Annotated in this window: 23 protein-coding genes and 1 pseudogene; all 24 read left to right on the top strand. The window is 66.1% G+C overall.

From position 1 onward, the window contains the following. Positions 1–32: 32 nt before the first annotated feature. The 24 genes and pseudogenes from DD542_RS08755 to DD542_RS08645 all read left to right on the top strand — a co-directional run bounded on the left by DD542_RS08755 (position 33) and on the right by DD542_RS08645 (position 25992). Complete coding sequence (locus DD542_RS08755; protein ID WP_127805142.1) at positions 33–2291, top strand: DUF3141 domain-containing protein; 2259 nt, start codon at positions 33–35, stop codon at positions 2289–2291. Further along, positions 2288–3700 (top strand): bifunctional enoyl-CoA hydratase/phosphate acetyltransferase, encoded by a 1413-nt coding sequence (locus tag DD542_RS08750; RefSeq protein ID WP_127805140.1) that lies wholly within the window; start codon positions 2288–2290, stop codon positions 3698–3700. The genes DD542_RS08755 and DD542_RS08750 overlap by 4 nt, the downstream gene beginning before the upstream one ends. Next, positions 3697–4902, top strand: a complete 1206-nt coding sequence (locus DD542_RS08745; protein WP_127805138.1) for an acetate/propionate family kinase — start codon at positions 3697–3699, stop codon at positions 4900–4902. The genes DD542_RS08750 and DD542_RS08745 overlap by 4 nt, the downstream gene beginning before the upstream one ends. 16 nt (positions 4903–4918) lie before the next feature. Further along, entirely contained in the window at positions 4919–5416 is a 498-nt protein-coding gene (locus tag DD542_RS08740) for a universal stress protein (protein ID WP_127805136.1), read from the top strand. Then, entirely contained in the window at positions 5413–6495 is a 1083-nt protein-coding gene (locus DD542_RS08735; protein WP_127805134.1) for a lipid A deacylase LpxR family protein, read from the top strand. Before DD542_RS08740 ends, DD542_RS08735 begins: the two co-directional genes overlap by 4 nt. A gap of 68 nt (positions 6496–6563) precedes the next feature. After that, a complete protein-coding gene (locus DD542_RS08730; protein ID WP_127805132.1) occupies positions 6564–7460 on the top strand; it encodes a ribose-phosphate pyrophosphokinase in 897 nt (298 codons plus the stop codon). Between the two features lie 34 nt (positions 7461–7494). Beyond that, complete coding sequence (locus tag DD542_RS08725) at positions 7495–9879, top strand: xylulose 5-phosphate 3-epimerase (protein WP_127805130.1); 2385 nt, start codon at positions 7495–7497, stop codon at positions 9877–9879. 30 nt (positions 9880–9909) lie between these two features. Next, the gene (locus DD542_RS08720; protein ID WP_127805128.1) at positions 9910–11268 is read left to right on the top strand and encodes an MBL fold metallo-hydrolase; all 1359 of its coding nucleotides are present in this window, start codon (positions 9910–9912) and stop codon (positions 11266–11268) included. After that, a complete protein-coding gene (locus DD542_RS08715) occupies positions 11265–12779 on the top strand; it encodes a thymidine phosphorylase family protein (protein ID WP_127805126.1) in 1515 nt (504 codons plus the stop codon). The genes DD542_RS08720 and DD542_RS08715 overlap by 4 nt, the downstream gene beginning before the upstream one ends. Before the next feature lie 33 nt (positions 12780–12812). Further along, a pseudogene (locus DD542_RS23930) lies at positions 12813–12956 on the top strand (hypothetical protein); the annotation flags it as partial. A 6-nt stretch (positions 12957–12962) separates the two neighbouring features. Further along, positions 12963–13343, top strand: a complete 381-nt coding sequence (locus tag DD542_RS23925; RefSeq protein ID WP_241559781.1) for a TetR-like C-terminal domain-containing protein — start codon at positions 12963–12965, stop codon at positions 13341–13343. A gap of 94 nt (positions 13344–13437) precedes the next feature. Beyond that, positions 13438–14484: a DUF4105 domain-containing protein gene (locus tag DD542_RS08705; RefSeq protein WP_127805124.1), complete on the top strand. Its 1047-nt coding sequence runs from the start codon at positions 13438–13440 to the stop codon at positions 14482–14484. A gap of 23 nt (positions 14485–14507) precedes the next feature. Continuing rightward, on the top strand, positions 14508–16415 hold the full coding sequence (locus DD542_RS08700; RefSeq protein ID WP_241559729.1) for an alpha/beta fold hydrolase: 1908 nt from the start codon (positions 14508–14510) through the stop codon (positions 16413–16415). 296 nt (positions 16416–16711) lie between these two features. After that, a complete protein-coding gene (locus DD542_RS08695) occupies positions 16712–17620 on the top strand; it encodes a LysR family transcriptional regulator (protein WP_127805120.1) in 909 nt (302 codons plus the stop codon). Positions 17621–18161: 541 nt separating this feature from the next. Beyond that, positions 18162–18920 (top strand): ATP-binding protein, encoded by a 759-nt coding sequence (locus DD542_RS08690; protein WP_127807333.1) that lies wholly within the window; start codon positions 18162–18164, stop codon positions 18918–18920. A 141-nt stretch (positions 18921–19061) separates the two neighbouring features. Further along, positions 19062–19280, top strand: a complete 219-nt coding sequence (locus DD542_RS08685; protein ID WP_127805118.1) for an AlpA family transcriptional regulator — start codon at positions 19062–19064, stop codon at positions 19278–19280. A gap of 40 nt (positions 19281–19320) precedes the next feature. Beyond that, positions 19321–20187 carry a ParA family protein gene (locus DD542_RS08680; RefSeq protein WP_127807332.1) on the top strand — a complete coding sequence of 289 codons (867 nt, stop codon included), beginning with the start codon at positions 19321–19323 and terminating at the stop codon, positions 20185–20187. Then, complete coding sequence (locus DD542_RS08675) at positions 20171–20428, top strand: type II toxin-antitoxin system HicA family toxin (RefSeq protein WP_127805116.1); 258 nt, start codon at positions 20171–20173, stop codon at positions 20426–20428. Before DD542_RS08680 ends, DD542_RS08675 begins: the two co-directional genes overlap by 17 nt. Next, positions 20421–22082: a ParB family protein gene (locus tag DD542_RS08670; RefSeq protein ID WP_127805114.1), complete on the top strand. Its 1662-nt coding sequence runs from the start codon at positions 20421–20423 to the stop codon at positions 22080–22082. Before DD542_RS08675 ends, DD542_RS08670 begins: the two co-directional genes overlap by 8 nt. A 12-nt stretch (positions 22083–22094) precedes the next feature. After that, complete coding sequence (locus DD542_RS08665) at positions 22095–22655, top strand: DUF2857 domain-containing protein (protein ID WP_127805112.1); 561 nt, start codon at positions 22095–22097, stop codon at positions 22653–22655. Between the two features lie 3 nt (positions 22656–22658). Continuing rightward, the gene (locus DD542_RS08660; RefSeq protein WP_127805110.1) at positions 22659–23915 is read left to right on the top strand and encodes an STY4528 family pathogenicity island replication protein; all 1257 of its coding nucleotides are present in this window, start codon (positions 22659–22661) and stop codon (positions 23913–23915) included. A 309-nt stretch (positions 23916–24224) separates the two neighbouring features. After that, positions 24225–24998, top strand: coding sequence for a PFL_4669 family integrating conjugative element protein (locus DD542_RS08655; RefSeq protein ID WP_127805108.1), 774 nt, complete (start codon positions 24225–24227; stop codon positions 24996–24998). Then, the gene (locus DD542_RS08650) at positions 24995–25546 is read left to right on the top strand and encodes a DUF3158 family protein (protein WP_006410647.1); all 552 of its coding nucleotides are present in this window, start codon (positions 24995–24997) and stop codon (positions 25544–25546) included. The genes DD542_RS08655 and DD542_RS08650 overlap by 4 nt, the downstream gene beginning before the upstream one ends. Then, entirely contained in the window at positions 25543–25992 is a 450-nt protein-coding gene (locus DD542_RS08645; RefSeq protein WP_127805106.1) for a single-stranded DNA-binding protein, read from the top strand. The genes DD542_RS08650 and DD542_RS08645 overlap by 4 nt, the downstream gene beginning before the upstream one ends. Positions 25993–26191 lie beyond the last annotated feature (199 nt).

The raw sequence follows: 26191 nt of genomic DNA, 5'->3' as shown, positions 1-26191 counted from the left end.
GCGCCGAGCCCCTTGCACCGACCGAGCCCCCCATGACCCCACCGGATGACAGCGCCCTGGCGGGCGCGCCGCCTGTCGCCTGCGGCGCGCCGGCCCCGTTCTCGCAGCTGGCCCAGGCCGCCTGCGCCTATGCCGCGGACGCCTGGCAGCGGGCGCTGCTGGTGGCCGACATCGAGCGCCAAGTCGGCGACCAATACCAGGCCCAGCGCGGCATGGACGCGCCGCACGTGCTGCACTTCGCGTTCGAGCCGGTGATGTCCGGCGCGGAGCTGCCGCGCCCGGTGAACTACGGCCTGGTGCGCATCCTGCCACCCGAGGGGCGGCCCACCGAGGCCGGCATGCGGCCCTTCGTCGTGGTCGATCCGCGCGCCGGCCAGGGTCCCGGCATCGGTGGCTTCAAGGCCGAGAGCGAGGTCGGCGCGGCGCTGCAGGCCGGCCACCCCTGCTACTTCGTCGGCTTCACGCCCGACCCGGTGCCCGGCCAGACCGTGGAAGACGTGATGCGCGCCGAGGCGGCCTTCCTGCGCAAGGTGGCCGAGCTGCATCCGGACAGCGCCGGCAAGCCGGCCGTGGTCGCCAACTGCCAGGCCGGCTGGCAGATCCTGATGACGGCGGCGGTCTGGCCCGAACTGTTCGGTCCCATCATCGTGGCCGGCGCGCCGCTGTCCTACTGGGCCGGCGACAACCCGATGCGCTACGGCGGCGGGCTGACCGGCGGCAGCTGGCTGACCGCGCTGGGCGGCGACCTGGGCGCGGGCCGCTTCGATGGCGCCTGGCTGGTACAGAACTTCGAGAACCTGGACCCGGCCCACACGCTGTGGGGCAAGCACTACCACCTCTACGCCAACGCCGACACCGAGGGGCCGCGCTACCTGGGATTCGAGAAATACTGGGGCGGCTATGTGTTCCTGAACGATGTCGAGATGCAGTACATCGCCGACAAGCTGTTCATCGGCAACCAGCTGTCGACCGCGCAGCTGCTGACCTCGGACGGCGTCCGCATCGACCTGCGCAACATCCGCTCGCCCATCCTGGTGTTCTGCTCCTACGGCGACGACATCACGCCGCCGGCGCAGGCGCTGGGCTGGATCACCGACCTGTACCGCGACGACCGCGACCTGCTCAGCCACGACCAGACCATCGTCTACGCCACGCACGACAGCATCGGCCACCTGGGCATCTTCGTGTCCAGCGCCGTGGGCGGCAAGGAGCACCGCAAGTTCGCCAGCGCCATCGAGCAGATCGAGCTGCTGCCGGCCGGCATCTTCCACGCCACCGTGAAGGACGCGCCGCCGGGCACCCCGCTGCAGGACCCGCACCTGCTGGCGATACGCCGCAGCGGCATCGAGGAGGTACGCGCCATCGTGCAGCCCGACGCCGTTTCCGAGCGCCGCTTCGCGGCCGCCGCGCGCGTCTCCGAGATCAACCTGGCGCTGTACCGCAGCCTGCTGCAACCCTGCGTTAGGGCCTGGGCCACGCCGCCGGTGGCGCAGGCGCTGCAGGCCTTGCACCCGATGCGCGTCAGCTTCGCGCACTGGTCCAGCGCGCACCCGCTGGCGCCCTGCGTGCAGGCCCTGGCCGAGCAGGCGCGCGCGCAGCGCGTGGCGGTGGCGCCGGACAACCCCTTCCTGCAGTGGCAGGCGCTGGCCTCGCAGGCGATCGAGCGCTCGCTGGACGCCTACCGCGTGCAGCGCGACGAAGGCTGGCGCCTCGCCTTCGAGACGCTGTACAGCTCGCCGTGGCTGCAGTCGCTCATCGGCGGCGACGCCGCCGGCCCCGTGCGCCCACACCCCGGCGAATCACCCGAGCACCGCGCCTTCATCGAGCAGGTCGAGGCCTATCTGCAACAGCAATTGCACGTGGGCGGCTTGCCGGAGGCCGCACTGCGCGCGCTGTTCTACATCTTCGGCCACTGCGGGGAGATGGACGAGCGCCTGCATCACGAGGCCGCGCGGCTGCTGCATGACAACGTCAGCGGCCGGGCCGGCAGCGCGGAGCTCCGCCGTGTGCTGCGCGAGCAGGCCTTGATCGTGCGCTACCACGGGCCGGCCATCGTCGACGCGCTGCCGGTCCTGCTGCGCGGCACGCCCGCCCGCACGCTGCAGGCTACGGCGCGCTTCATCGAGCAGTTGCTGCGCAGCAGCGGGGCCGGGCTGACGGACGAAGGCGAACAGGCGCTGGCGCGGGTGCTCGACGCTCTTGCAGTCGCAGCGCAGGTCAAGCCGAAGCCGGGACGCCAGTCCACCACATCCCGCCGCTCGCCGCGGGCAAACAAGAAAGACCACGCATGAACGACACCACGCAGCCCATCGGCATGCTGCGCAACCACACCTTCGCCGAGCTGCAGCTCGGCGACAGCGCCAGCATCGAGCGCCAGCTGACCCAGCAGGACATCGAGCTGTTCGCCGTCATGTCCGGCGACCTGAATCCGGCCCACCTGGACGCCGAATACGCTGCCGCCTCGCAGTTCCACGGCGTCATCGCGCATGGCATGTGGGGCGGCGCGCTGATCTCGGCCGTGCTCGGCACCCGGCTGCCCGGCCCCGGCACCGTCTACCTGAGCCAGACGCTGAAGTTCCGCGCGCCGGTGCGCGTCGGCGACCGGCTCACGATCGGCGTCACCGTCAGTGCCAAGGACGAGGCCAGGCGCCGCGTCACGCTGGCCTGCCGTTGCGTCAACCAGGACGGCCAGGCCGTGATCGAGGGCGAGGCCCTGGTGCTGGCGCCCGAGCAGAAGATCGAGCGCCCGGCCAGCACCCTGCCCGAGGTGCGGCTGCTGGCGGCCAGCGGCCTGCCCCGGCTGCTGGACCACGTCCGACCCCTGGGACCGATCCGCGTGGCTGTGGTCCACCCCTGCGACGCGCTGAGCCTGGGCGGCGCGTTGGACGCGCGCGCGGCCGGCCTGATCGAGCCGGTGCTGGTGGGGCCGCGCGCCCGGCTGGAAGCGGTGGCCGCCGAGGCCGGGCTGAGCTTGGCCGGCATCGAGATCGAGGACGTGCCGCACAGCCACGCCGCCGCCGCACGCGCCACCGAGCTGGGCGGCCAGGGTGTGGTGCAGGCGCTGATGAAAGGCAGCCTGCACACCGACGAACTGGTCAGCGCCGTGCTCGCGCCCGCCGCCGGGCTGCGCACCAAGCGCCGGCTCTCGCACTGCTTCGTGATGCAGACGCCGGCCTACCCGCGGCCCTTCATCATCAGCGACGCCGCCATCAACATCGCGCCCACGCTGGAGCACAAGGCGGACATCATCCGCAACGCCATCACGCTGGCGCATGCGATCGGCGTAGCCGAACCGCGCGTGGCCATCCTCGCGGCGGTGGAGACCGTGAACCCAGCCATGCCGGCCACGCTGGACGCCGCCGCGCTGTGCAAGATGGTCGACCGCGGCCAGATCACCGGCGCCGTGCTCGACGGCCCGCTGGCCTTCGACAACGCCGTCTCGGCCGCAGCAGCGCGCACCAAGGGCATCGTCTCGCCGGTCGCCGGCCAGGCCGACGTGCTGATCGTGCCCGACCTGGAGAGCGGCAACATGCTGGCCAAGCAGCTTGAATACATGGGCGACGCCGCTACCGCCGGCATCGTGCTGGGCGCCAGGCTGCCCATCGTGCTGACCAGCCGCGCTGACAGCCGCGAGACGCGCATCGCCTCCTGCGCGGTCGCGGTGCTGCTGGCCCATCACTTCCAGGGCAACCCGCCATGAGCATGAGCGTTCCTTCCTACATCGTGGTGCTGAACTGCGGCTCGTCGAGCATCAAGTTCGGCGTGTTCGAGGCCAGCGGCAGCGCTCGCCAGCCGGCTTGGAACGGCAAGGTCCAGGGCATCGGCGGTCCGCACCCCGATTTCGGCGCGCGCACTGTGCCGGTGCGCTCGGTGGACCTGGGCCGCGCGCACCCCTATGCCGCAGCGCTGCAGATCATCCGCGACGAGATCTTGTGCTGGCTGAACGGCCGGTCCATCGCGGCCATCGCCCACCGCGTAGTGCATGGCGGCGCCAAGTACTTCGCCCCTACACGCGTCGATGAGCAGGTTCTGGCCGAGTTGAAGACCTTGATCCCGCTCGCGCCGCTGCACCAGCCCTTCGCGCTGGAGGCCATAGAAATACTGCTGCGCGAGCGGTCCGATCTACCGCAGTTCGCCTGCTTCGACACTGCCTTCCACCACACGCTGCCGCCGGTCGAGCAGTTGCTTCCACTGCCACATGCGTTGGCCGAGCGCGGGCTGCGCCGCTACGGCTTCCACGGCCTGTCGTACGAATACATGGCCGTCGTACTGGCCGAGCGCCATGGCGAGGCCGCGTGCGGCCGCACCCTGGTCGCCCACCTGGGCTCGGGCGCCAGCCTGTGCGCGATGCACGGGCTCCAAAGCCAGGCCACGACCATGGGCTTCTCGGCCCTAGACGGCCTGATGATGGGCACGCGCACCGGCGCGCTGGACCCTGGGGCCGTGCTTTACCTGATGGAAGTCGAGAAGCTGACGCTGGAACAGGTCGGCCACATCCTGTACCACGAGAGCGGCCTGCTGGGCGTGTCGGGCATCTCGTCCGACCCGCGCGAATTGCTGGCCCGGGAAGCCACCGAGCCACGCGCCGCACTGGCGCTGCAGCTGTATGTACGCCGCATCGTGCGCGAGATCGGTGCGCTCACCTCCGTGCTCGGCGGGCTGGACATGCTGGTGTTCACGGCCGGCATCGGCGAGCACAGCGTGGCGCTGCGCCAACGCATCTGCTCCGAGCTGGGCTGGCTGGGCGTGGACATCGACGCGCTGGCCAACGCGACCGATGCCCCCCTGATCTCCACCGCCACCAGTCGCGTACGCGTGGCCGTGGAGCCGACGAACGAGGAGTGGATCGCGGCCCGCTATGCGCAGCGCCTGCTCGGTACCGCGGCCATTGACCCTTCCTAATTCCAGAGAGAACTCCATGTATTCCAGACTTCTAGTGCCGCTCGACGGCAGCGCCACTGCCGAACTCGCCTTGCACCATGCAGCCGCGCTGGCACGCCTGAGTGGCGCGACCTTAGTGCTGCTGCACGTGATCGAGGAGATGAAGCACTGCAATGGCTTCGAGCGGCCGCAGGTCTATGTCGAACAGGTCCGTCCCGGCTTCCTGGCTGCCGGCCAGGCCTTGCTCGACGCCGCTGCCGCGCGCCTGCGCGGCCAGGGCCTGACGGTGGAAACCCTGCTAATCGAGAGCAAGGGCGAGCGCGTGTCGGCGCTGGTCGCCCAGCAGGCCTTGTCCGCGCGCTGCGACCTGGTGGTGTTGGGCACGCATGGCCGCCGCGGCGTGGACCGGCTTCTATTGGGCAGCGACGCCGAGCAGGTCGCCCGCATTGCGCCGGTTCCGGTCATGCTGGTGCGCCAGCCCCCATCAGCCGCTACGACCAGCCAACCGCCGGGGTGGGGGGGCACTGCTGCGTGACGGCAGTCCAACCCGCCAACTTTGTTCAGAGGCTTGGCGCCGCAGCCGTACTGCTGCTGTCGCTGAGCATCGCGTCCGAGAATGCCTTTGGGCAGGAGCAGTCTTGCCCGCGCGACAACCCGCTGCGCTCGACTGGAACCCTCAATCTGCGGATCGACAATGACATGTTCGGAGGCGTCGGTCAGGACCGGGGGTACTCCAATGGGTTTCTCGTCAGTTGGGTCTCTCCAAACCTGATCGACTATATCGATGACCCATGCCTTCCGCGACTTGTCCGTGGACTGAATCGCTTTCTCGCAGTTCTGCAGCCCGAGGGTTTCGACGAGCAGAACATGACGATCGGACTCGGGCAGATGATGTACACCCCGACCGACAAGACGCGCAGTGATCTGATGGCTGATGACCGGCCTTTCGCCGGCGCATTGATGCTGAGTTTCGGCTACAACGCGAGGCTTGCAGATACGCTTCGTACCTCGCAGATTCGCGTTGGCGTAGTAGGGCCGTCCTCCCTGGCCAGACAAACACAGAACTGGTGGCACGGCATCATCGGCGTGGATCGCTTCAATGGCTGGGGACACCAACTGCGCGACGAACCGGTGCTGCAGTTGCTCCACGAACGCAGAAAGCGCGTTTTCAGGCAAGAGACGACCAACGGTTGGGGATGGGACTTGACCCGCCATTGGGGAGGCAGCCTGGGCAATTTCGCCACCTACGCGAACGCGGGCGCAGAACTGCGCTATGGAATACGGCTGCCCGATGACTTCGGTACCGCGCCGCTGCGGCCAGCCGGCGAGAACACCTCGCCCGTCAGAGAAACTGCTGGCGGCAACTGGAACGGGCACCTATTCGTTGCGCTTGATGCCCGCTGGGTCTTACACGACATCACACTGGACGGCAATACCTTCAAGTCCAGCCACAGTGTGGACAAGCGGCCCTTCGTAGCCGACATCGGCTATGGCCTCGCGTTCACGCATGGCAACTGGCGCATCGCGTTCGCGCGCTACCACCGCACACGCGAATTCCGCGGCCAGCAAGAGGTCCCCGTTTACGGGACGATCACCGTGGGGCGAAGATTTTGATGCGGATCAATCCCGTCCTGGGTGCCCCATGGGCCACCCTGAACAATTCATGAAGAACGAGAACACCCTTGCAACGACTGACTCTGGCCCTTCCCGGCAATGAAGCACTGGCCCATCAACTCGCCCAGGCCTGCGGCAGTGATGTCGGCAGTATCGAAACACGTCGCTTCCCCGACGGCGAGAGCTATGTCCGCCTGCATGGCGATCCAGCCGGGCGGGCCGTTGATCTGGTCTGCACGCTGGATCGGCCCGATCCACAGTTCTTGTCCCTAGTGTTCGCCGCCGATGCCGCGCGCGAGCTTGGCGCCAGCGAGGTGAACCTGGTTGCGCCGTATCTGGCCTACATGCGGCAGGACAAGCGATTTCATGATGGGGAAAGCGTGACGTCGCGGTCCTTCGCACGCTTGGTCTCGTCGACGTTCGACCAGCTGCTCACGGTAGACCCCCATCTGCACCGCCATCCAACGCTCTCGGCGGTCTACACCATTCCCACCACGACCTTGCACGCCGCGCCACTGCTGGCCGATTGGATCGCACAGGAGGTCGACCAGCCCTTGATCGTTGGTCCCGACGAGGAGAGCGAGCAATGGGCCGGTGCGATCGCGGCGCGCATCGGTGTCCCACATGCCGTGCTGCGCAAGACCCGCCATGGCGACCGCAGCGTGGACATCGACGCGCCCGACCTGTCCTCCTGGCGCGACAGAACCCCGGTGCTGGTGGATGACATCGCATCATCCGGACGCACGCTGATCATGGCGGCGCACAAGCTCGTCGAACAGGGGATGCGTCGGCCCGAGTGCGTCGTGGTACATGCGCTGTTCGCGGAGGATGCCTGGACACATCTCGTGCCCCTGTTCTCCCGAATCACCTCCACCGACGCGGTGCCGCATGCGAGCAACGGCATTGCCCTGGCCCCCTTGTTCGTCCAAGCCCTGCTTAGCGGCCAGACCGATTCGCGCAGCTGATCCCTGAGCGCCCCACATCCCCAGGAGAGCCGACATGCCCCCTCATCAGACCAACCCTCTTGCCGACTGGCAGGCCGGCTACGGCCCCATCGTCCACCGGGCTGAAACCATCGAACGCATGCAGGCCCTGGTGCAGCGCCTGGTCGCGCAGCAGCGCGTCGCGGACGAGGCCACGGCCCATACACTGCTGGCGGCGGCCGACCGCCTCAGCTGCACCGCCATGAGCGTGGTGGCGCACATGACCTATGCCCGGCGCATCGACCGCAGCGGCCGCCCGCTAGCGATCGAGGACTTCAAGCCAACACCCGAGGGCCACACCGGCGGCTCGCTGAACATGGTGCCGGCCTTCGTGGGTTACCTGCTGGCCAATGCGCTGACCGGAACGACTCGTGGCTGGCTGATGGGCCAAGGCCACTGCGTGGCCGCGATCGAGGCGGTGAATGCCTTGACCGGCGACGTCTCCGCCGCGCAGCGTGGCCGTTACGACCGCAGCGAAGTCGGCCTGTCGCGGCTGATCAGCGACTTCTACTCCTACGCCATCGACGAGCAGGGCCGGCCCGCCGTGCCGCTGGGTAGCCACGCGGGGCCGAACACGGCCGGCGCAATCTCCGAAGGCGGCTACCTGGGATTCGCTGGACTGCAGTACGTGCACACGCCACTGCCGGGAGAAAGCCTGGTCACGTTCCTCAGCGACGGTGCCTTTGAGGAGCAGCGCGGTTCGGACTGGGCGCCGCGCTGGTGGCGGGCCGAGGACTGCGGCTTTGCCATTCCCATCATGGTCCTCAACGGCCGGCGCATCGAGCAGCGCACCCAGATCGTGCAGGAAGGCGGCGCGGGCTGGCTGGCCGAGGACCTGCGCCACAACGGCTTCGATCCCGTCGTCGTCGATGGCCGCGACCCCGTGGCCATCGCCTGGGCCATCATCGAGGCCGAGGATGCGCTGAGCGCTTTCGCATCAAGCGCGGACAAGCGCTATCCCGCCAAGCTGCCCTATATGATTGCCGAGACAGAGAAAGGCTTCGGTTTTCCCGGCGCGGCGACCAACGCCGCCCACAACCTGCCGCTCGCGGGCAACCCGCGCGAGAACGCCCAAGCACGCGAGGCATTCAATGCGGGCGCGGCGGCGCTTTTCGTGCCAGAGCCAGAGCTGGAGCAGGCGCTCGCCGCGCTCGCGAACCACGAAAGAAGCCGGCGCCCACGCGAAAGCGCACACCCCATGGCCCAGCGCCATCCAGCGAGCCCCCAGTTGCCTCCGCCGAACGGGGTGCCAGTGGGCGCTTCGGCCAGCGCCATGGCCGCACTGGATCACTGGTTCGTCGCACTGGTGCAGGCGAACCCGCAGCTGCGCGTGCGCATCGGCAACCCCGACGAACTCGCCAGCAACAAGATGGGGGCCACCCTGGCGCTGCTGAAACACCGCGTCAACGCACCCGAGCCCGGCATTGCGGAAGCGGTGGACGGCGCAGTGATCACGGCGCTCAACGAAGAGGCCGTCGCCGGCGCCGCGCTCGGCAACAAGGGCGGGCTGAACCTGATCGTCAGCTACGAAGCCTTCGCCGTGAAGATGCTGGGCATGCTGCGCCAGGAGATCATCTTCGCGCGCCGGCAGAAGGAGCTTGGTCAATCGCCGGGCTGGATCTCGGTTCCGCTGATCGTCACCTCCCACACCTGGGAGAACAGCAAGAACGAGCAGTCGCACCAGGACCCCACCATCGGCGAAGCGCTGCTGGGCGAGATGTCGGACACTGCGCGGGTGCTGTTCCCGGTCGATGCCAACACGGCTACCGCCGCGCTGCGCGACGTCTACGCCAGCCGCGGGCAACTGGCCTGCATCGTGGTGTCCAAGCGCGACACACCGAACCGTTTCACGGCCGAAGCGGCCCAATCGCTGCTCGCGCAGGGGGCGACCCATGTGGCCGGCGACCCGGCCACCGCGCAGATGCAGTTCGTGGCCGTCGGCGCCTACCAGCTCGAAGAAGCCCTCAAGGCCCATGCGCGCCTGGCCCTCCACGGCCTGGGATCGTGCGTGACTGTGGTGATCGAACCCGGCCGGCTGCGCATGCCGCGCGACGAGATCGAGGCCGGTTTCGTGCTCGGCGATGCCACCCTGGAGAGCCTCTTTCCCCCACAACTGCCCCGTGTGCTGATGAGCCATACCCGTCCGGAGCCGATGCTGGGCGTGCTGCGCCGGATCGATACCGGCCCCGCCAAGACACGGGCGCTCGGCTACATCAACCGCGGCGGCACACTCGATGTCACCGGCATGCTGATCGCCAACCGCAGCACCTGGGTGAATGCCATTTATGCCGCAGCGCAAGTAACAGGCTGGAACAACCAGCGGGCTGCCGTTGATGGCGCGGCCGACCAGTCAGTGCCCCTCCGCGTTGAGTCGGGTGCTCCGGCCTCATCTGAAACCTGATCCAAACCCATCCAACAGCGAAAAAATTCCATGCTTTCATTGACCAGCCTCGGCGGAGCCGGCACTGTCACCGGCTCCAAGCACCTGCTCACCAGTGGCGACACACGCATCCTGATCGATTGTGGCCTGTTCCAGGGACTGAAGAACCTGCGTGAACTCAACTGGCAGCGCCTGGACGTGTCGCCGCGCGACATCGATGCGGTGGTGCTGACCCATGCCCACCTCGACCATTGCGGCTACCTGCCGCGACTGATACTGGACGGGTTCCGCGGCAAGATCTACTGCACGCAGGCCACGCGCGACGTGGCCGAGTTGATCCTGCTCGACAGTGCCTGGTTGCAGGAGAAGGACGCTGACTTTGCGAACCGCAAGGGCTTTTCCAGGCACAAACCGGCCCTGCCGCTGTACACCGTGCCCGACGCCGAACGTGCTCTTAAGCACTTCCAGCCGGTAGCGCTGCACAGCGAGGTCGAACTGCCCGGCGGCGCCAGGCTCATGCTGCGCCGCGCGGGCCACATCCTGGGCGCCACAACTGCACAGATCGATATCGGTGGCCAGCGCATCGTCTTCTCGGGAGACCTGGGGCGCTATGGCGACCGCGTCATGCACGATCCCGAAACGGTGCCATCGGCCGACTATGTCGTCATCGAATCCACCTACGGCAATCGCCGCCATGACCGATCGGACGCGGTCAAGGCGCTTGGCGACGTGATCTCCCGCACGGTGCAACGCGGTGGTACGGTGGTGGTGCCGGCGTTTGCGGTCGGCCGTGCCCAGTCCTTGATCCACGATCTGTGGCTGCTGCGTCAGCAAGGCGGCCTGAACAACGTCCCCGTGTTTCTGGACAGCCCTATGGCCACCAATGCGACCGAACTGCTGTACCGGCACAAGAGCGAACACAAGCTCGCGGAGCGCGACTTCGAGCAAGCCTTCGCCGCCGTCACCTACGTGCGCGAGGTGGAAGAATCCAAGGCACTGTCGGCCAACCGCTATCCGAAGGTGATTCTGTCGGCCAGCGGCATGGCGACGGGCGGCCGCGTACTGCACCACATTGCTGCTTTCGCACCGGACCACCGCAACACCTTGCTTTTCTCCGGCTTCCAGGCCGCGGGCACTCGGGGACGCAAACTGCTTGAAGGCGCGCGCGAGGTGAAGATGTTCGGCCAGTGGATCCCCGTGAACGCCGAAGTGGCCGAGTTGCCGATGCTTTCAGCGCATGCGGACAGCGACGAGCTTCTTCAATGGCTGTTGGGCTTTGGGCAAGCACCCAAACGCCTCTTCATCGTGCATGGTGAACCCGAGGCCTCCGAAGGCCTGCGCGAGCGTGTCCAGCGCGAACTAGGCTGGCAGGCCACGGTGCCGCTGCAAGGCCAGGAGTTCGAGCTGTGAGCGCGCGGCTGGCACCTCCACCGCCCCTGCGGGCGGTGCGCATGTACCTGCATGCCCAGCACCAGCCTGTAGCGCTCATGCGCACCGACTGCCACGTCTGTCGCTCCGAAGGTCTGGCGCCTCGCTCCCAGGTGCTGATCGTCGCAGGTGAGCGCGAGGTACAGGCTTTGCTGTACCAGATCGATAGCGACTTGCTAGCCACTGGCCAGGTCGCCTTGTCCGAGGCCGCCTGGACGGCCCTGGATATCGGCGACGGCGACAGCGTGGTCGTCCGGCATCCGCCGGTGCTGGAGTCGTTAGCTGGCATCCGCCGGCGCGTCCACGGTCAGCGCTTGAGTGCAGGGGAACTCGCGGCCATCGTGCGCGATGTGGTTCAGGGGCGCTACACCGACGTGCATTTGTCGGCTTTCCTGACAGCTACCGCAGCATTGCCACTCGACTTGCAGGAGACAGAGCACCTCACTCGGGCGATGGTCGAGGTCGGTGAAACACTGACATGGAACGCACCCATCGTGGTGGACAAGCATTGTGTCGGCGGTCTGCCAGGCAACCGGACGACGCCCATCGTGGTCGCTATCGCCGCCGCCAATGGCCTGGTCATGCCCAAGACTTCCTCGCGCGCCATCACCTCGCCGGCGGGCACAGCCGACACCATGGAGACGCTGGCGCCGGTGGACCTGGACATCGCTGCGCTAAGGCGCGTGGTGGAGACCGAAGGTGGATGCCTTGCATGGGGCGGCGCCATGCACCTGTCGCCCGCCGATGACGTTTTCGTCCGCATCGAGCGCGAACTGGACATCGACACCGAAGGCCAACTGATCGCATCCGTGCTGTCCAAGAAGATCGCTGCCGGTGCGACCCACGTCGTCATCGATATTCCCGTGGGTCCCACCGCCAAAGTGCGCAGCATCGAAGCGGCACAGCACCTGGCGGATCGTCTGACGGAGACTGCGGCGCAGTTCGGGTTGGTTCTGCGATGCATCTTCAGCGATGGCAATCAACCCGTGGGACGCGGCATTGGGCCCGCTCTGGAAGCGCAGGATGTGCTGGCGGTGCTTCGTTGCGATGAAGACGCTCCCATGGACTTGCGTGAACGCGCTGCCTCTGTGGCGGGCGTCGTGCTGGAGCTGGCTGGGACGGTGGCCGAGGGAGACGGCATGCGGCTGGCGTTGGAGACGATCGACAGCGGCTGCGCGTGGGAGAAGTTCCAGCGCATTTGCGCGGCACAGGGAGGATTGCGTCAACCCCCCGTTGCCGAGTACGTGGAACCCCTAATCGCGGCGCATGCAGGGCGGGTCGTGCACATCGACAACCGCAAGCTCGCCCGGCTGGCCAAGCTGGCGGGGGCTCCGCAGAGTCTGGCCGCCGGGATCAGCATACAAGTGCGCCTAGGCGACGAGGTTGCACGCGGCCAAACATTGTTGCTCCTGCATGCGCAAACGCAAGGGGAACTCGCCTATGCATTGGGCTACGCCAACGAGGTGGGGGAAATTGTCCGGGTGGCGCAGTAAGCGTCTAAATCTGACCCTGCCTCGTTTCCATGAATGCCAACCAAGAAAATGACGTGCCCAACAAGAACCGCTACCTGTCCTCTGCCGCCAGGAAAGAGGGAAGTACTCGACACGACCCTTGTCGAATTCGCGGGTCGGACATACAACGTTGTGTCGAAGGAGCCCCTGGCGGAATGTGCGGGCTTGTACAAGGCAGGCATCAACGCCTACTTCAAAAGCAAGGAAGAGATTTTTCACACCTTGTGCGAACGTACGGTGAAGCAGGTTTGCGATTTCCAGAGTTGGTTCCCGGATCTGACGTTGTCTGATCTGGTCGATATCTACCTTGACCGCCTGCATACGACGTTTGAATCCCCTTCCACGATGTCGATCTACCAGCTGCTTCTTACCGAAAGCGCTAGAACACCAGAACTGGTGCAGCGTTGGTACAACGAAGTTGCGCACGGGTTCAAAGAGCGGGCGCAGACCATCGTCCAAAGCAACATACGCCGAGGAGTCATTCGACCAGGCGTTTTGATCAAGTTTTTTTCCCGCTGGCCCTCGCTCCCGCACTGCTGTGGTTGAACTCCTCGATGCTATCCAGGAGCGATCCTTCCATCTCGTTCGTACAGCTACGAGATGCGCACCGGCAACTGCTGCTTGAGATTTTGCAGCCCCAATGAGCAGGGTTGCGCATAGAGTCCTGCGCGCCCTTGCGCGTCTGGCGATTGGCTTTGCGGTACAACTGCTGACAGTGTGGGGTGCACTGGCTCTGTGGTATCAGATGCCACAGCCTTCAGTGGCGCGAGGGTTCGTCGTTGCCATATGGTCTTCGTTGGGCGTTCCTGTTGTCTTGCCGCAGGCAAGCTTGCTTGGACGACAAACTCGCAACGTTACCGGATTCGCATTTGTGGTCGCAACTGCCTTCCTGCTCATGTGGAGGGGAACGCTGCATCCGTCACACCAACGCGTGTGGGCGGACGATGTCGCCCAGTTGCTGGAGGCCAGGATCGACGGCAACCATGTTCACCTGAAAAACGTACGCAACTTCGAGTGGCGCAGCGAAACCGACTACACCCCGCTGTGGGAGAGCCGCACATACGACCTGGATCGCCTGCGCAGCGCCGACCTGGTGCTTTCCTACTGGATGGGGCCGCACATTGCCCACACCCTGGTGTCGTTCGGTTTCGATGGTGGCGAACGGGTGGTGTTTTCGCTGGAAATACGCAAGGAGCGCCACGAGTCCTTCTCGGCGATCGGAGGATTCTTCCGTCAGTTCGAGCAAGTCCTGGTTGCTGCCGATGAGCGTGACATTGTGCGTACGCGCAGCAATGCGCGAGGCGAGGACGTTTACCTCTATCGGTTGCAGATAAGTCAGGCCAGCGTCCGCGCGTTGTTTCTGGAGTACCTGAAAGCGGCCAATGAACTACGGCACACACCGCGCTTTTACAACACGTTAACCAGTAACTGCACGACCATCGTATTCGAGCTGGCTCGGCTCATTGCACCCACGTTGCCGATCGACTATCGCTTGCTGCTATCTGGACATTTTGCGGAATATGTCTACGACCTGCATGGATTGACGCCCGGTTATCGCTATGGTGAATTGCAGGCACTTGGGTACATCAACGAACATGCCCTTGCTTCCGATGCATCAGGGGACGACTTCTCGATGTCGATTCGACAAAGCATCCCAGGCATCCCGGTCAACGAGGTACATCCATGAGATTCCCACAGGCCTGCCGTCTCATGGCATGGGTCGCCATTGCCCCAGTGTTGTTGGGGGGCTGCTCGATTTTCCGCCCAGCCGTTGAAGTTCATGCGCTGACGGCCAGGGAGGCCATCGAACTCAAGCGCAGCGACATCCTGACACGCGACAAGCTCAGCGATGCGACTATCCAGACCATCAGGGTGGCGGCATTGGATGTAAAGGCATGCGCAAAGCCGATCTCATCGGAGTGCGTTGAGGCCCTGGCCGCCGTGACGGGGATTGCCACGGATCGGCGCCTGGCGGCACTGTCCGAACTATGGCTGGCGCAGGCACAGGCCATGGAGCCCGGATCAGTGCAGCAAGCCGCTTGGCTTGAGACCATTCGCTATGCCTATGCCTATCTGTTCCTTGGCGACCATACTCCGGGAGAGCGGGCCTTCGAGGATCGCCAGACCCAAGTACGGGATTGGTATAACTATGCCGTCGAGCATGCTGCCGCTGGCATGTTTGAAATTCGGCAACAAATGCCTGCGCAGCTGCCAGCCCTGACCAGTGGGACCATTGCAGGCTGGGAACTGAAGTTGGATCTGCGCAGTGCGCGCATGTCGGGTAGTGCGGCGGTGCCAGCCGAACTGGTGCCGGCTTCGTCCCTGTCTTTTCGTGGTTTGCGCAGCCTCTACCGGCGCGACGGCTTTGGCGCCGAGCTTGTAGCGGTCATGCCGGACGACTCCCTGAACGCCACTCCGACTCAGGATGGCCACCCCGTGGCAAAACATAGTCAGCCAGCTCTGCCCTGGAGCGAGATGCCCGCGCCTTCCATGACGGTTCTTTTGCATCCCGACGGAGACAGCCTGGACAGCGTGTTGCATACCCATACCGCTCGTTTGACGGTGCATGACCCCTATGTGGAATCGGCCATCATGCTGCGCGGCCAACGTGTGCCGCTGGCCGCCAATTTCACGGCCGGCTACGGCCTGTGGTTGGCCCGTTCCAAGTTCAACCGACAGTCGCTTCGCAGTTTGCTTGGGCGCGAGGGGGGCATCGACCGCCCGCACGTTTACCTGATGCAGCCCTATGACCCGAACAGGCGGATCATCGTCATGCTGCACGGACTGGCCAGCAGCCCGGAAGCCTGGGTTGAACTCGCCAACGAAATCCTGGGCGATGAGGCTCTGCGCCACCATTACCAGATCTGGCAGGTTTACTACCCCACAAACATGCCAATAGCATTGAACCACGCCATGATTCGCAGGGCGCTCGGGGATACGCTGGCACATTTCGATCCATCCGGCCAGGCGCCGGCGTCGTCCGACCTCGTACTGGTGGGACATAGCATGGGCGGCGTCATCGCGAGGTTGATGGTGTCGTCAACCGATCAGTCGCTGGTGCAACTGGTTGCGGATGACGGACGGTTGACGCCGCAGCAGATCAAGCGCATAGACTCGATGCTGCACTTCGAGCCCGTTCCGAATGTCAGCAGCGCCATCTTCATCGCAGCGCCTCATCGGGGTACGTCGATCGCGGGTGGGCGCTTGGGGCGCTGGATGGCGGGATTCATCCGCTTTCCCATTACGATGCTCGAAGAACTCGCCCACACATTGGCGCCGAATGTGGCTGCCAGCAGCCGCGAAAGCCTGGGAAGCATGCCCAATAGCGTGGACAATCTCGACGAAAACGATCCTTTCGTGCGTACGGCTGCTGGCTTTCCCATTTCATCCCAGGTGCGTTATCACTCGATCGTGGCCCAGGCTGACCCCCAAGTGGCCCTCGTTGATTCCGATGATGGTCTTGTGCCTTACCGCAGCGCCCACCTTCCCGGCGCACAGTCCGAGAAAGTCATCACTTCGGGGCACAGCGTGCAACAGGACGCGGCCGCGATACTAGAGATTCAACGCATTCTGAGAAAAGACATGGCTCTGCGGGGAGAGTGTTCCACGCAGCGATAGACAATTGCCATCTGCTGCCTCATATCAGACGCGCTCCATTCTCAACAGATTCACCGAACTGGGCACGCCCAAGGCTGTGGCCGTGGTATAGCTGCGTCTGGGGTTGGGGTAGTTCGTTCTCAGGCAGATTTATGCAAAAAACCCCATGGCGCTTGGCTCGCTGTTGACGCAGACGTGGGTGAAAAGCATCCGACCATCACCCAAGGATAGCTCTCATCTCGATACAGACGTGATTCATCCGCACCTATGCGGCTCCCTACGATCATATGGACTGATCACATCGGTAGGGAGAAATCATGAACTTACGCCATCTTCGCTGTTTTATCGCCGTTGCCGAGGAACTGCACTTCGGCCGGGCTGCTCGACGGCTACACATTGAACAGTCTCCACTGTCGCGCACGATCCGCCAGATGGAGGCGGATATAGGGGTGCCGCTACTCGACCGCTTGCCACGCAGTGTTCGTCTCACGTCGGCGGGACAGGTCTTTCTCGAAGAAGCCCGGCGCGTACTGCTGGCCTTCGAGCAGGCTCAGACCAAGGCACGTGCCACAGCGAACCAGCGGAACACGCTGCGCATCGCGCTGTCGGGTGACATGGGGCAGGCCCGCTTGTCGGCGTTGCTTGCGCTGTGCCGGGAGGAGGCGCCACAGGTCGGCATTCGGATATTTGAAACGCCACTGGCGCAGTTGGTGACTGGACTGCGCAACGACTTGTATGACGCAGGTTTTGCATTGGCCAGTGAGGTGGATTCCGGCGTCGTCGCCGTGCCGGTGTGGCGAGACCCGCTGGTGGTGGTTTTGCCCGCCCGGCATCCGCTGCTGGCTTTCAAGGAAGTGCCGCTGGAGGAAGTGGCGAGCTATCCGCTGGTGCTGTGCGATCCCCAGGTCTGCGAAGGTTGCAGCCGGCAACGCGAACGGGTGCTCCGCACGGTGGATGCGCAGCCGACGGTAGCCGAGTACGTCACAACCCATTCCCTGATGCTCGCCCTCGTGGCCGCCGGCTACGGCGTGGGCTTTTCGAGCGCGGCGCACCTGGCGGGTTGCCATCAGGCCGATGTCGTAGTGCGGCCGCTGGCCGATGAGACCGCTTCGCTGACGACCTATCTACTGCGACCCGAAGGCGAAATCATGGAGCCGCTGCGGCAGTTCATCGACCGCGTGGAGCGTGTCGGACGCCCGCAAGGCGCCGATCAACGCCTGATGTGACGCGGGGATTCTGGACGGTGCGATTCCTTTTCGGTCTGGACCTTGACCCGAATTGCATCGGCGGCCGACCTTTTGCGTCACGGGCTTGAATGGCGAATCGGGCCTATCCACCCGGCATCAAGCAAGGCACCTTCAAGCTATCGAGGTCACTGCAGTGACGCAGAACGCATGAGCCCTTGCTGGATGCAAACCGGCTCAGCCGGAAGACGCATTGGCGCTTTACCTCGCCCGTTTTCCTACGAAAACTTTGCCCTGGTTTTCCGGTAAAGCGCGGCATCCCCTTCCTGATCGAACTTGGATGCGCGACTTTTCAAACCGTTGCGCCGGTAACAAGATTTTTCGCAGGTGCACTATGGTGGAGGTGTAGCGGGCACCGCAAGGAGTGTTAGCCCCCTGCGTAACGCTCGGCGACATCGCCGCACCCAACCTCCACCACGATGCCGACCGGCTCGCGCTTCATCGGGTTCTTTGGGCAATCGCTGCGCCCATGTGGGCCGCGCGCGCTTGCCATGTGTCGATCCGACGATGGGAAGAGCGCGATATGCCGAAATCGAGCAGCCACGCCTTTGGCGCAAAGACGTACTACCGACCGATCGAGGCGGCCGTCCGCTGGTGCGGTCTCCTGCGCTTCGAGCAGCGTATTCTGGAAGCGCTGGAGCAGCGGGTCATGCCGGAGCCCGGCGAGTTCCCGCGCTGGCCGCTGCTGCGCCTATATGTCGAGCGCATCTTCGACGCGCTGACACATGGCGAATTGCCCGGCGGCAAGGCCGGCATCGTGCTGGACTCGCAGCGGCCGGCGCTCGACGACCCCGAGTTGACCGTGCGCCACGTGGACTTGAAAGCGTGGATGTCGCAGTTCTACCCCGGCGATCGGCCGGGGTTTTTGTTTGACGGCATTGAACGCGTGGTGCATCCGGCGGTGAGCGTGGACACGCTCAACATCCTGCTGGCCGATCGCGAAGCAACGAAGTCGCAACTTGCCGAACTTGCCCTGGTGCATGAAACGCTGCGTATCGCGCACGAAGCATTGGCGAAGGAATATGCCACGCGCGCGGCCAACGACGAACAGGCGCGCGAGCCTGGCCTGCGCAGCGAGACGACTTACCTCAACATCATCGGCGGACTTCTGACGCTGCTGCTGGGCAATTCGCCGTCAGGTGCGGCCTATTCTTCATTCCGCAGCATGGATGCCGTGGTCAGCGCGCTGATCGCACACCACGAAGGGCGGCCGGGTCTCAGCGAGCGGACGCTGTGGAGCAAGCTCGCGCAGGCGCGGCGCCACCTTGAGGCGTCGCGCTGACGACGCGGCCAGCATGATGCCGATGCGGCGCACTGCAATTGCAGTCGCTGCTTCTGCAATTGCAGTGATTTCGGCGACCGCGGTGTATTGAATACGAGGCACTTTCCGAACAGCGCCAGTGAGCGTCAAGGAGTGTCTCTCATGTCTTCGCAGACCACCGAGCCGGCAGTGCCGGCCGAGCACCGCATCCTGCGCCGCGCCGAAGTCGAGGCCAAAACCGGCTTCAAGCGCGCGCACATCTACAGCCTGATGAAAGAAGGCAAGTTCCCCAAGGCGCTTCGCCTGGGCGTGCGCGCCGTGGGCTGGGACTCGGTGGAGGTCGAGCAATGGATCGCCGATCGCCTCAACGAGCGCGCCTGACGCTTTTCCTCGGTACATGCCATTCAACCGGGAGAAGCCCATGCAGGTGGTGTCCATCATTTCGACCAAGGGCGGCGTGGGCAAGACCACGACGGCGGCCAACCTGGGCGGCTTCGCGGCCGACGCCGGGCTGCGCGTGCTGTTGCTGGACCTGGACGTGCAGCCCACGCTGTCGAGCTACTTCACGCTGGCCGAACGCGCGCCGGCCGGCATCTACGAGATGCTGGCCTATAACGAGCAGCGCGCCGAGCAACTGGTGTCGCACACCGCGATCGAGCGGCTTGACCTGGTGCTGTCGAACGACGACCGCGGCGAGCTGAACACGTTGCTGCTGCACGCGCCCGATGGCAGATTGCGGCTGCGCCACCTGCTGCCCACGCTGGCGCCGCGCTACGACCTGCTGCTGATCGACACCCAGGGCGCGCGCAGCGTGCTGCTGGAGATGGCGGTGCTGGCCTCGAACCTGGCGCTGTCGCCGGTGACGCCGGAAATCCTGGCGGCGCGCGAGCTGCGGCGCGGCACGCTGCAACTCATCGAGGACATCGCGCCGTACCGCCACCTCGGCATCGAACCGCCGCCGCTGCACCTGCTCATCAACCGCGTGCATCAGGTGTCGTCCAATGCGCGGCTGATCCAGCAGGCGCTGCGGCAGGTATTCCAGGAGCAGCCCGGCGTGCGCGTGCTGGACACCGACGTGCCGGCGATCGAAGCCTATCCGCGCGCCGCGACGCGGGGCCTGCCGGTGCATCGGGTGGAGTACCGCCAACCGGCGGGCCGCACGGCACCCGCCGCATTGGAGACCATGCGCGCGCTGGCCGGCGAGCTGTTCCCGGCATGGCAGGATCGCTTTGCGCTCGTCACCGGCCGAGGCGATACGGGAGGGGCCGGCCATGGTCAGCGCACATGACATGGCCCGCGGCCACAAGCGGCTGCGAGGGCTGATCGAGTTCGCCCTGGGCGAAGGTTGGAAGGTGGTGCGCACCCGCGGCGGGCACCTGCTGTTCACGGAGCAAGGCTGCGCGCCGATCTACACCAGTTCGACGGCGAGCGACCACCGCGCGGAGCGCAACGCCCGTGCGCAGCTTCGCCGCGCCGACCGACAGGCGGCCCAGGGTGTTGCAGCATCTCAGGAGAACGGCCGTGGCTGACCTGACGCCGCAGGACATGGCCGCCAAGCTGCTGGCCTCGGGCTTCGAGCGCAACGGCCCTTCGGCCGCAACCTTGAGCGACCCCATCGCCGACACGCCGATGGTGGTGACGCTGGACCAGTTGCGCCCCTACGACCACGACCCGCGCGTGACGCGCAACCCGGCCTACGAGGACATCAAGGCCTCGATCCGCGAACGCGGGCTGGATGCGCCGCCCGCGATCACGCGCCGGCCCGGCGAACCGCACTACATCATCCGCAACGGCGGCAACACGCGCCTGGCGATCCTGCGCGAGCTGTGGAGCGAGACCAAGGACGAACGGTTCTTCCGCATCCCCTGTCTGTTCCGCCCGTGGCCGCAGCGCGGCGAAGTGGTGATGCTGACCGGGCACCTGGCCGAGAACGAGCTGCGCGGCGGGCTGAGCTTCATCGAGCGGGCCTTGGGCGTGGAGAAGGCGCGCGAGTTCTACGAGCAGGAAAGCGGCCAGGCGCTGTCGCAGAGCGAGCTGGCGCGGCGGCTCACGGCCGATGGGTTCCCGCTGCCACAGTCGCACATCAGCCGCATGCAGGACGCCGTGCACTACCTGCTCCCGGCGATCCCCACGCTGCTGTACGGCGGGCTCGGCCGGCATCAGGTGGAACGGCTCGCGGTGCTGCGCAAGGCCTGCGAACGCACCTGGGAGCGGCGTGCCCTGGGGCGCAACCTGTCGATGGACTTCGCTACGCTGTTCCAGGACGTGCTGGCGCAGTTCGACACGCAGCCCGACAACTTCTCACCGCAGCGGGTGCAGGACGAGCTGGTCGGCCAGATGGCCGAGCCGCTGGGAGCGGACTACGACACGCTGAGCCTGGAAATCGACGACAGCGAGAGCCGGCAGCGCGCATTGACCAGCGATCCTGCGCCGCTGCAGGCGGCAAGACCTGCGGTGCCGGTCGGGCCTTCGGCCGAGCCACCGCGACCACCGTCACCGCCTTCGCCGCCGACCGGCCCCTCGGTGCAGTCGTCGGAGCCTGGCCCTGGCCAGGCTCCGCAGGCCGGTTCCACGCCGGCCGCCAGCGACAAGGGCATGAAGCAGGGTGACGAGCGCCTGCAGGGTCACATCGTGTCCCCGGCCCCGACCACCGAACGCCTGCAATCCATCCAGCGCATGGTGGCCGATCAGATGGGCGACAAGCTGCCCGACTTCGAGGCCGACGCGCTGCGCGCGATCCCTGTGCAAGCGGGCGGGCTCTACCCCATCTCGGATGTCTGGTACATCGAGCCCGGCCTGGATGTGCCGGATCGGCTGCGGGTGCACATCGCGCAGTTCGCGCGCGAGATCGCCGAGGAAGCCGACGTGGCCGGGCAGGTCGAACCCAGCGAAGGCGGCATCGGCTTCGTCTGCGTGGCGCCCCCGGCGGTGCGCGCATTGCCTCCGTTCGCGTGTGCGGTGCTGACCTTGCTGCATGCGCTGTGCGCCGCGCCCCGACCCGCCGCCGGCTTCGATGGCGCCCGGCTGGCCGACGACCTGGCGGCCTTGCTGCATGGCGGCGGCGCATATCCGCGCCTGAGCGATGCCGGGCTGGTAAAGCTGTTCCGGCTGCTGCGCCTGGCGCGCCGGCTGCTGGATCTGGAGACCGGCGCGGCCTCCAGCAACCCCGGCCACGGCGCCTGAGCGGAGGCCATCATGTCGGCACCGCATCCGCTCAACCAGGCCGTCATCGCACAGGCGCTGCACGACCTGCGCAATGGGCAACTGCGGCGCTGCAAGGCGATGGGCTTCGGCGAGGAGGAGCTGGACGCGCTCAAGCACCCCGAACTCGTGAGCATGCTGGTCAACGCCACAGTGTCGTGGTGTTCGGTGTCGGTGAACCGCGATGTGCTGAAGCGGCTGCTGAGCCAAGTGCACGACGTGGAGCGAGAGATCGCGACGGTCGACCGCATGCTGCGCCTGGGCGCCAGCACAGAGATGGTCAGCCGCTTCTACGGGCTTACGCACCAGGAGGTGGCCCTGCGCCGCGACATCCTCGGCCTGCCCAAACGCAAGGGACGGCATCCGGTGTTGGATGAAGCGCAGGACACGGCGCTGTGGAAGCAGTGGAAGGCCAGCGTCATGGAGCGCGGCATCGCGCTGAACGACGAGGTGGCGATGCTGGCGATGACCATGGACCTGGCCGAGACCTTGAACCTGCCGATGTCGGTGATCTGGTCGGCGATACGCAACTGGATCGACCAGGGGCTGGTGTAGGCCATGGCGACCGGCGGCGCACCCCGGCGCGATGGCCCCGTGGCGCTGTCGGCACTGTTCGACGACGCGCTGCGGGAACTAGTGCCACCGGCACCACCGACACCACCAGCCCCGCGCGGCGCTGCTGCTGCATCGCTGGCCGCGCCGGTCAGCGACGGCTTCCTCTACAGCGGCAACCGGCACGAGAGCGTGCCGCGCGCGCTGTTCCTCGACCGGCGCCTGACGCCGCTGGAGCGCAACGCCTGGCAGGTGTTCCGCCTGCAGCTCCAGAGCGACGGCGTGACGGCGTTCCCGACCTACGACCAGCTCCGGCCCTATCTCGCTTCGATGCCGTGCGCGGCGCAGGCCTCGCACGAGACCGTGGCGCGCGCCTTGACGCTGCTGCGGCTGACGCGCTGGCTGAGCCTGGTGCGACGACGCCGCGACCCGAAGACCGGGCGCATCCTGGGCAACCTCTACGTGCTGCACGACGAACCGCTGACACCCTTCGAGGCGATGCAGCTCGACCCCGACTACCTCGGCTTGGTCAGCCAGGCGCTGACCCATGCGGCGAAGGCGGTGCAGATCGTCGGCATGAACACCCTGCGCGAGATCGCCGAAGACCCGATGCTCAACGGCCGCACGCTGCCCACGCGGCTGCAGGTGCTGGCACAGCGCATGGCGCGCAACAAATGGGCGGACGCGAGTTATCCACAAGCGCCTGTGGATCACGAATCCGAAGAAGGCCAGGACGGCCTGCTTCGGAATCTCGATGGCCCGTCTTCGGAATCCGAAGCAGGGCTGAAACCCGCGCCAGACGGCTCACTTCGGAATCCGAAGGAGGACCGTACTGTACGTATGGATCGTATAAATCAAGTACGTACAGTACCGCGCGCGAAGGCGTTGCAGCACCTGCGCCTGCCCGAGCGCCTGCTGCGCTTGAAGGACGAGCAGCAAAGCGGCGCGATGGTGGCCTTGCAGCAGGTGGACGAGTCGCTGCGGCAGGCGGTGCTGGACGAATGGGATGCACGCTGCCGCAACAGCGCGGTGCGCAACCCGGCCGGCTACCTGTTCGGCATCGTCCAGAAGGCGATCCGCGGCGAGTTCAAGGCCTGGGCCGGCGAAGCTGGTTCGGCATCGACGCCGCCTGCGCCGTCATCGCCGCCACGTCCTGCCGCACCGGCGCCCTCTGCACCGCCACCGCCTGCGCCGAACGGCCCCGGTCGCGAGGCGGCGCGGGCCTACCTGGCGAAGCTGCGTTCGACGCTTGGCGATTCCTGAGCAGCTATCCCCAGGGGATAGCTGGGACACGAAGCCTTCCAGCCATCGGCTTCGGTGCTGTCATGCGTCACATCGTCGCAGCCCGGTGCGGACCTATTCCCAGGGGATAGATGGAACACGCAGCCTTCCGCGCCATCCGGTTCACTCGCCGTCTTCATCGCTTGCGATGGCAGCTATCCCCTGGGGATAGACGGAACACGCGGCCTTCCCGAACGACAACCGGGAGCGCACCCGCTGCGGTTTGTTGACTGACGCCCTTCCGGGCGATGCCGATGCTGGCGGCTCGTTCCCTTACCGCGAGTCGTCACCATGGCCAACGAATCCCAGCAGCCCCTGCAGTTGAATCTCGGATCGCTGCGCAGCGCGATGTCGCTGACGCTGCACACCCACCACGCTTCACGCATCTGGCATGGCCGAACGCCCACCGAGGGCCGGCCCGGGATCATTGGCCTGAACGGCTACATCAGCGTGATGAACAAGATGAAGCGCGGCGCCGAGCAGGACGATCCCTACTCGGATTTCTGGATGCTGCGCATCGAGGACAAGCTGACGCAGACCAAGGCCAGCTTGCAGGCGCTGCGCGAGCAGGTGGACCAGGCGCTGGCCGACGTGCCGCCCGCGCTGACCCTGGGCGAGAACATGAACGTGCAGCCGGTGAAGCTGCCGCTGTTCGTCAATGCGCAGCTCGGCTTCATGGCGGTGTACCTGCTGGCCGATTACGACGACCTGGCGCGCAAGCTGATCCTCGCGCATCACACCGCACTGATCGACCGCAGCACGCTGGAACGCTGGCTCAACGACGGCGCGCACGCGCTGCGCAGCCTGTTCTCGCTGGCACAGCAGTACCGCTACTCCGGCGCGACGCGCGACGACTTCGCCTCGAAGAACGCAGTGGCGCGGGCGGCGCTGGAGAAGTTCGGCGAGTTGCCGCAGGACGTGCTCGAAGGCACGCGCCGCTCGCGCTTTGCGCCACCGATCGCGCGGCGGGCGGGCAAGCAGGGTGCAGCCCCCGATGCCGCACCCAGCGCTGGCGCAGCCGACGTGACGGACGACGATCTGGACGGCGAAGGCGCCAAGGCATGACGGCATCGTCTTCCACCGGCCAACCGGCGCGCTTCCTGCCGCTGGAACAGGCGGACTTCCAGCGCCTGGAACACGGCCCCTACCTAAAAGGCCTTTTACAGCCTTTTAAAGGTAAGGGGAGTCTGGAGACCTGGGCCAACCAATGCACGGCGCTGCGCGACGACTTGATCGGCCTGGCGCAGCGGCGCGTGCTGCAACAGGCGCGGGCCTATCCCTTCACGTTGCTCGACGTGCAACTGGCCCAGCAGACCACTGGCGCAGGCACGACCTTCCTGCGCTGGCGCAACCACGACCGTTCTTCCATGGGCGTGGCGCTGTGGGAATCGCTGCTCGACCGCCCGGCGACGCCGGCCTCGCTGATCGACGACCTGTACGCGATGGAGCTGCAGCGCATCGCTTTGAACATGCAGATCAGCCTCCTTCACACGCTGGGCCGCCAGGCCCAGGAGTGCGCCAGCAAGGCCGCGCAGGCCGAAGCGGCTTACCTGCGACGTGTCCACGGGCATGCCGCGTCCGTTCCATCCACCACCCCCAAGGAGTCACCATGAGCACGCACTTCGTCGGCGAGGGCAACATCGGTTCTGCGCCGGACTACCGCGAATTCCCCAACGGCAACGACGAGCCGCGCCGGCTGCTGCGCCTGAACGTCTACTTCGACAACCCGATCCCACGGAAGGACGGCGAGTACGAGGACCGCGGCGGCTTCTGGGCGCCGGTGGAACTGTGGCACCGCGACGCCGAGCACTGGCAGAAGTTGTACCAGCCGAGGATGCGCGTGCTGGTGGAAGGCCGCACGGTGAAGGACGAGTGGGAGGACGCCGACGACAACGAGCGCACGACCTTCAAGATCGAGGCCCGCCGCATCGGCATTCTGCCGTACCGCATCCAGGCCGTGACCCTCAGCGCCAGGACGCTGGAACCCGAGGCCGCAGTACCGCCGCCGAAGGAGGCCAAGGGGACGAAGGCGCCAAAGGAAACCAAGGCCAAGGGCTGACTCCCCCGCAGGGGGCGGCTGTAGCAACCGTCAGACGCCCGCCATGCACAGCTATCCCCAGGGGATAGCTCCAGGGTGTTCCACCGAATTCCAGCCGCCCTCCCGAAACGACGCTCCCGCTGCGCCAGCCGTTGCGGCTTTGCGCATGCCGCTGCGGCAACGCATCGCCTGCCGATCACAAAGCGGTGTCTGCGCTGAT

Source organism: Hydrogenophaga sp. NH-16 (assembly GCF_004006415.1).
Lineage (GTDB): Bacteria > Pseudomonadota > Gammaproteobacteria > Burkholderiales > Burkholderiaceae_C > Hydrogenophaga > Hydrogenophaga pseudoflava.
This window is presented reverse-complemented; position numbering and strand designations above follow the sequence as displayed.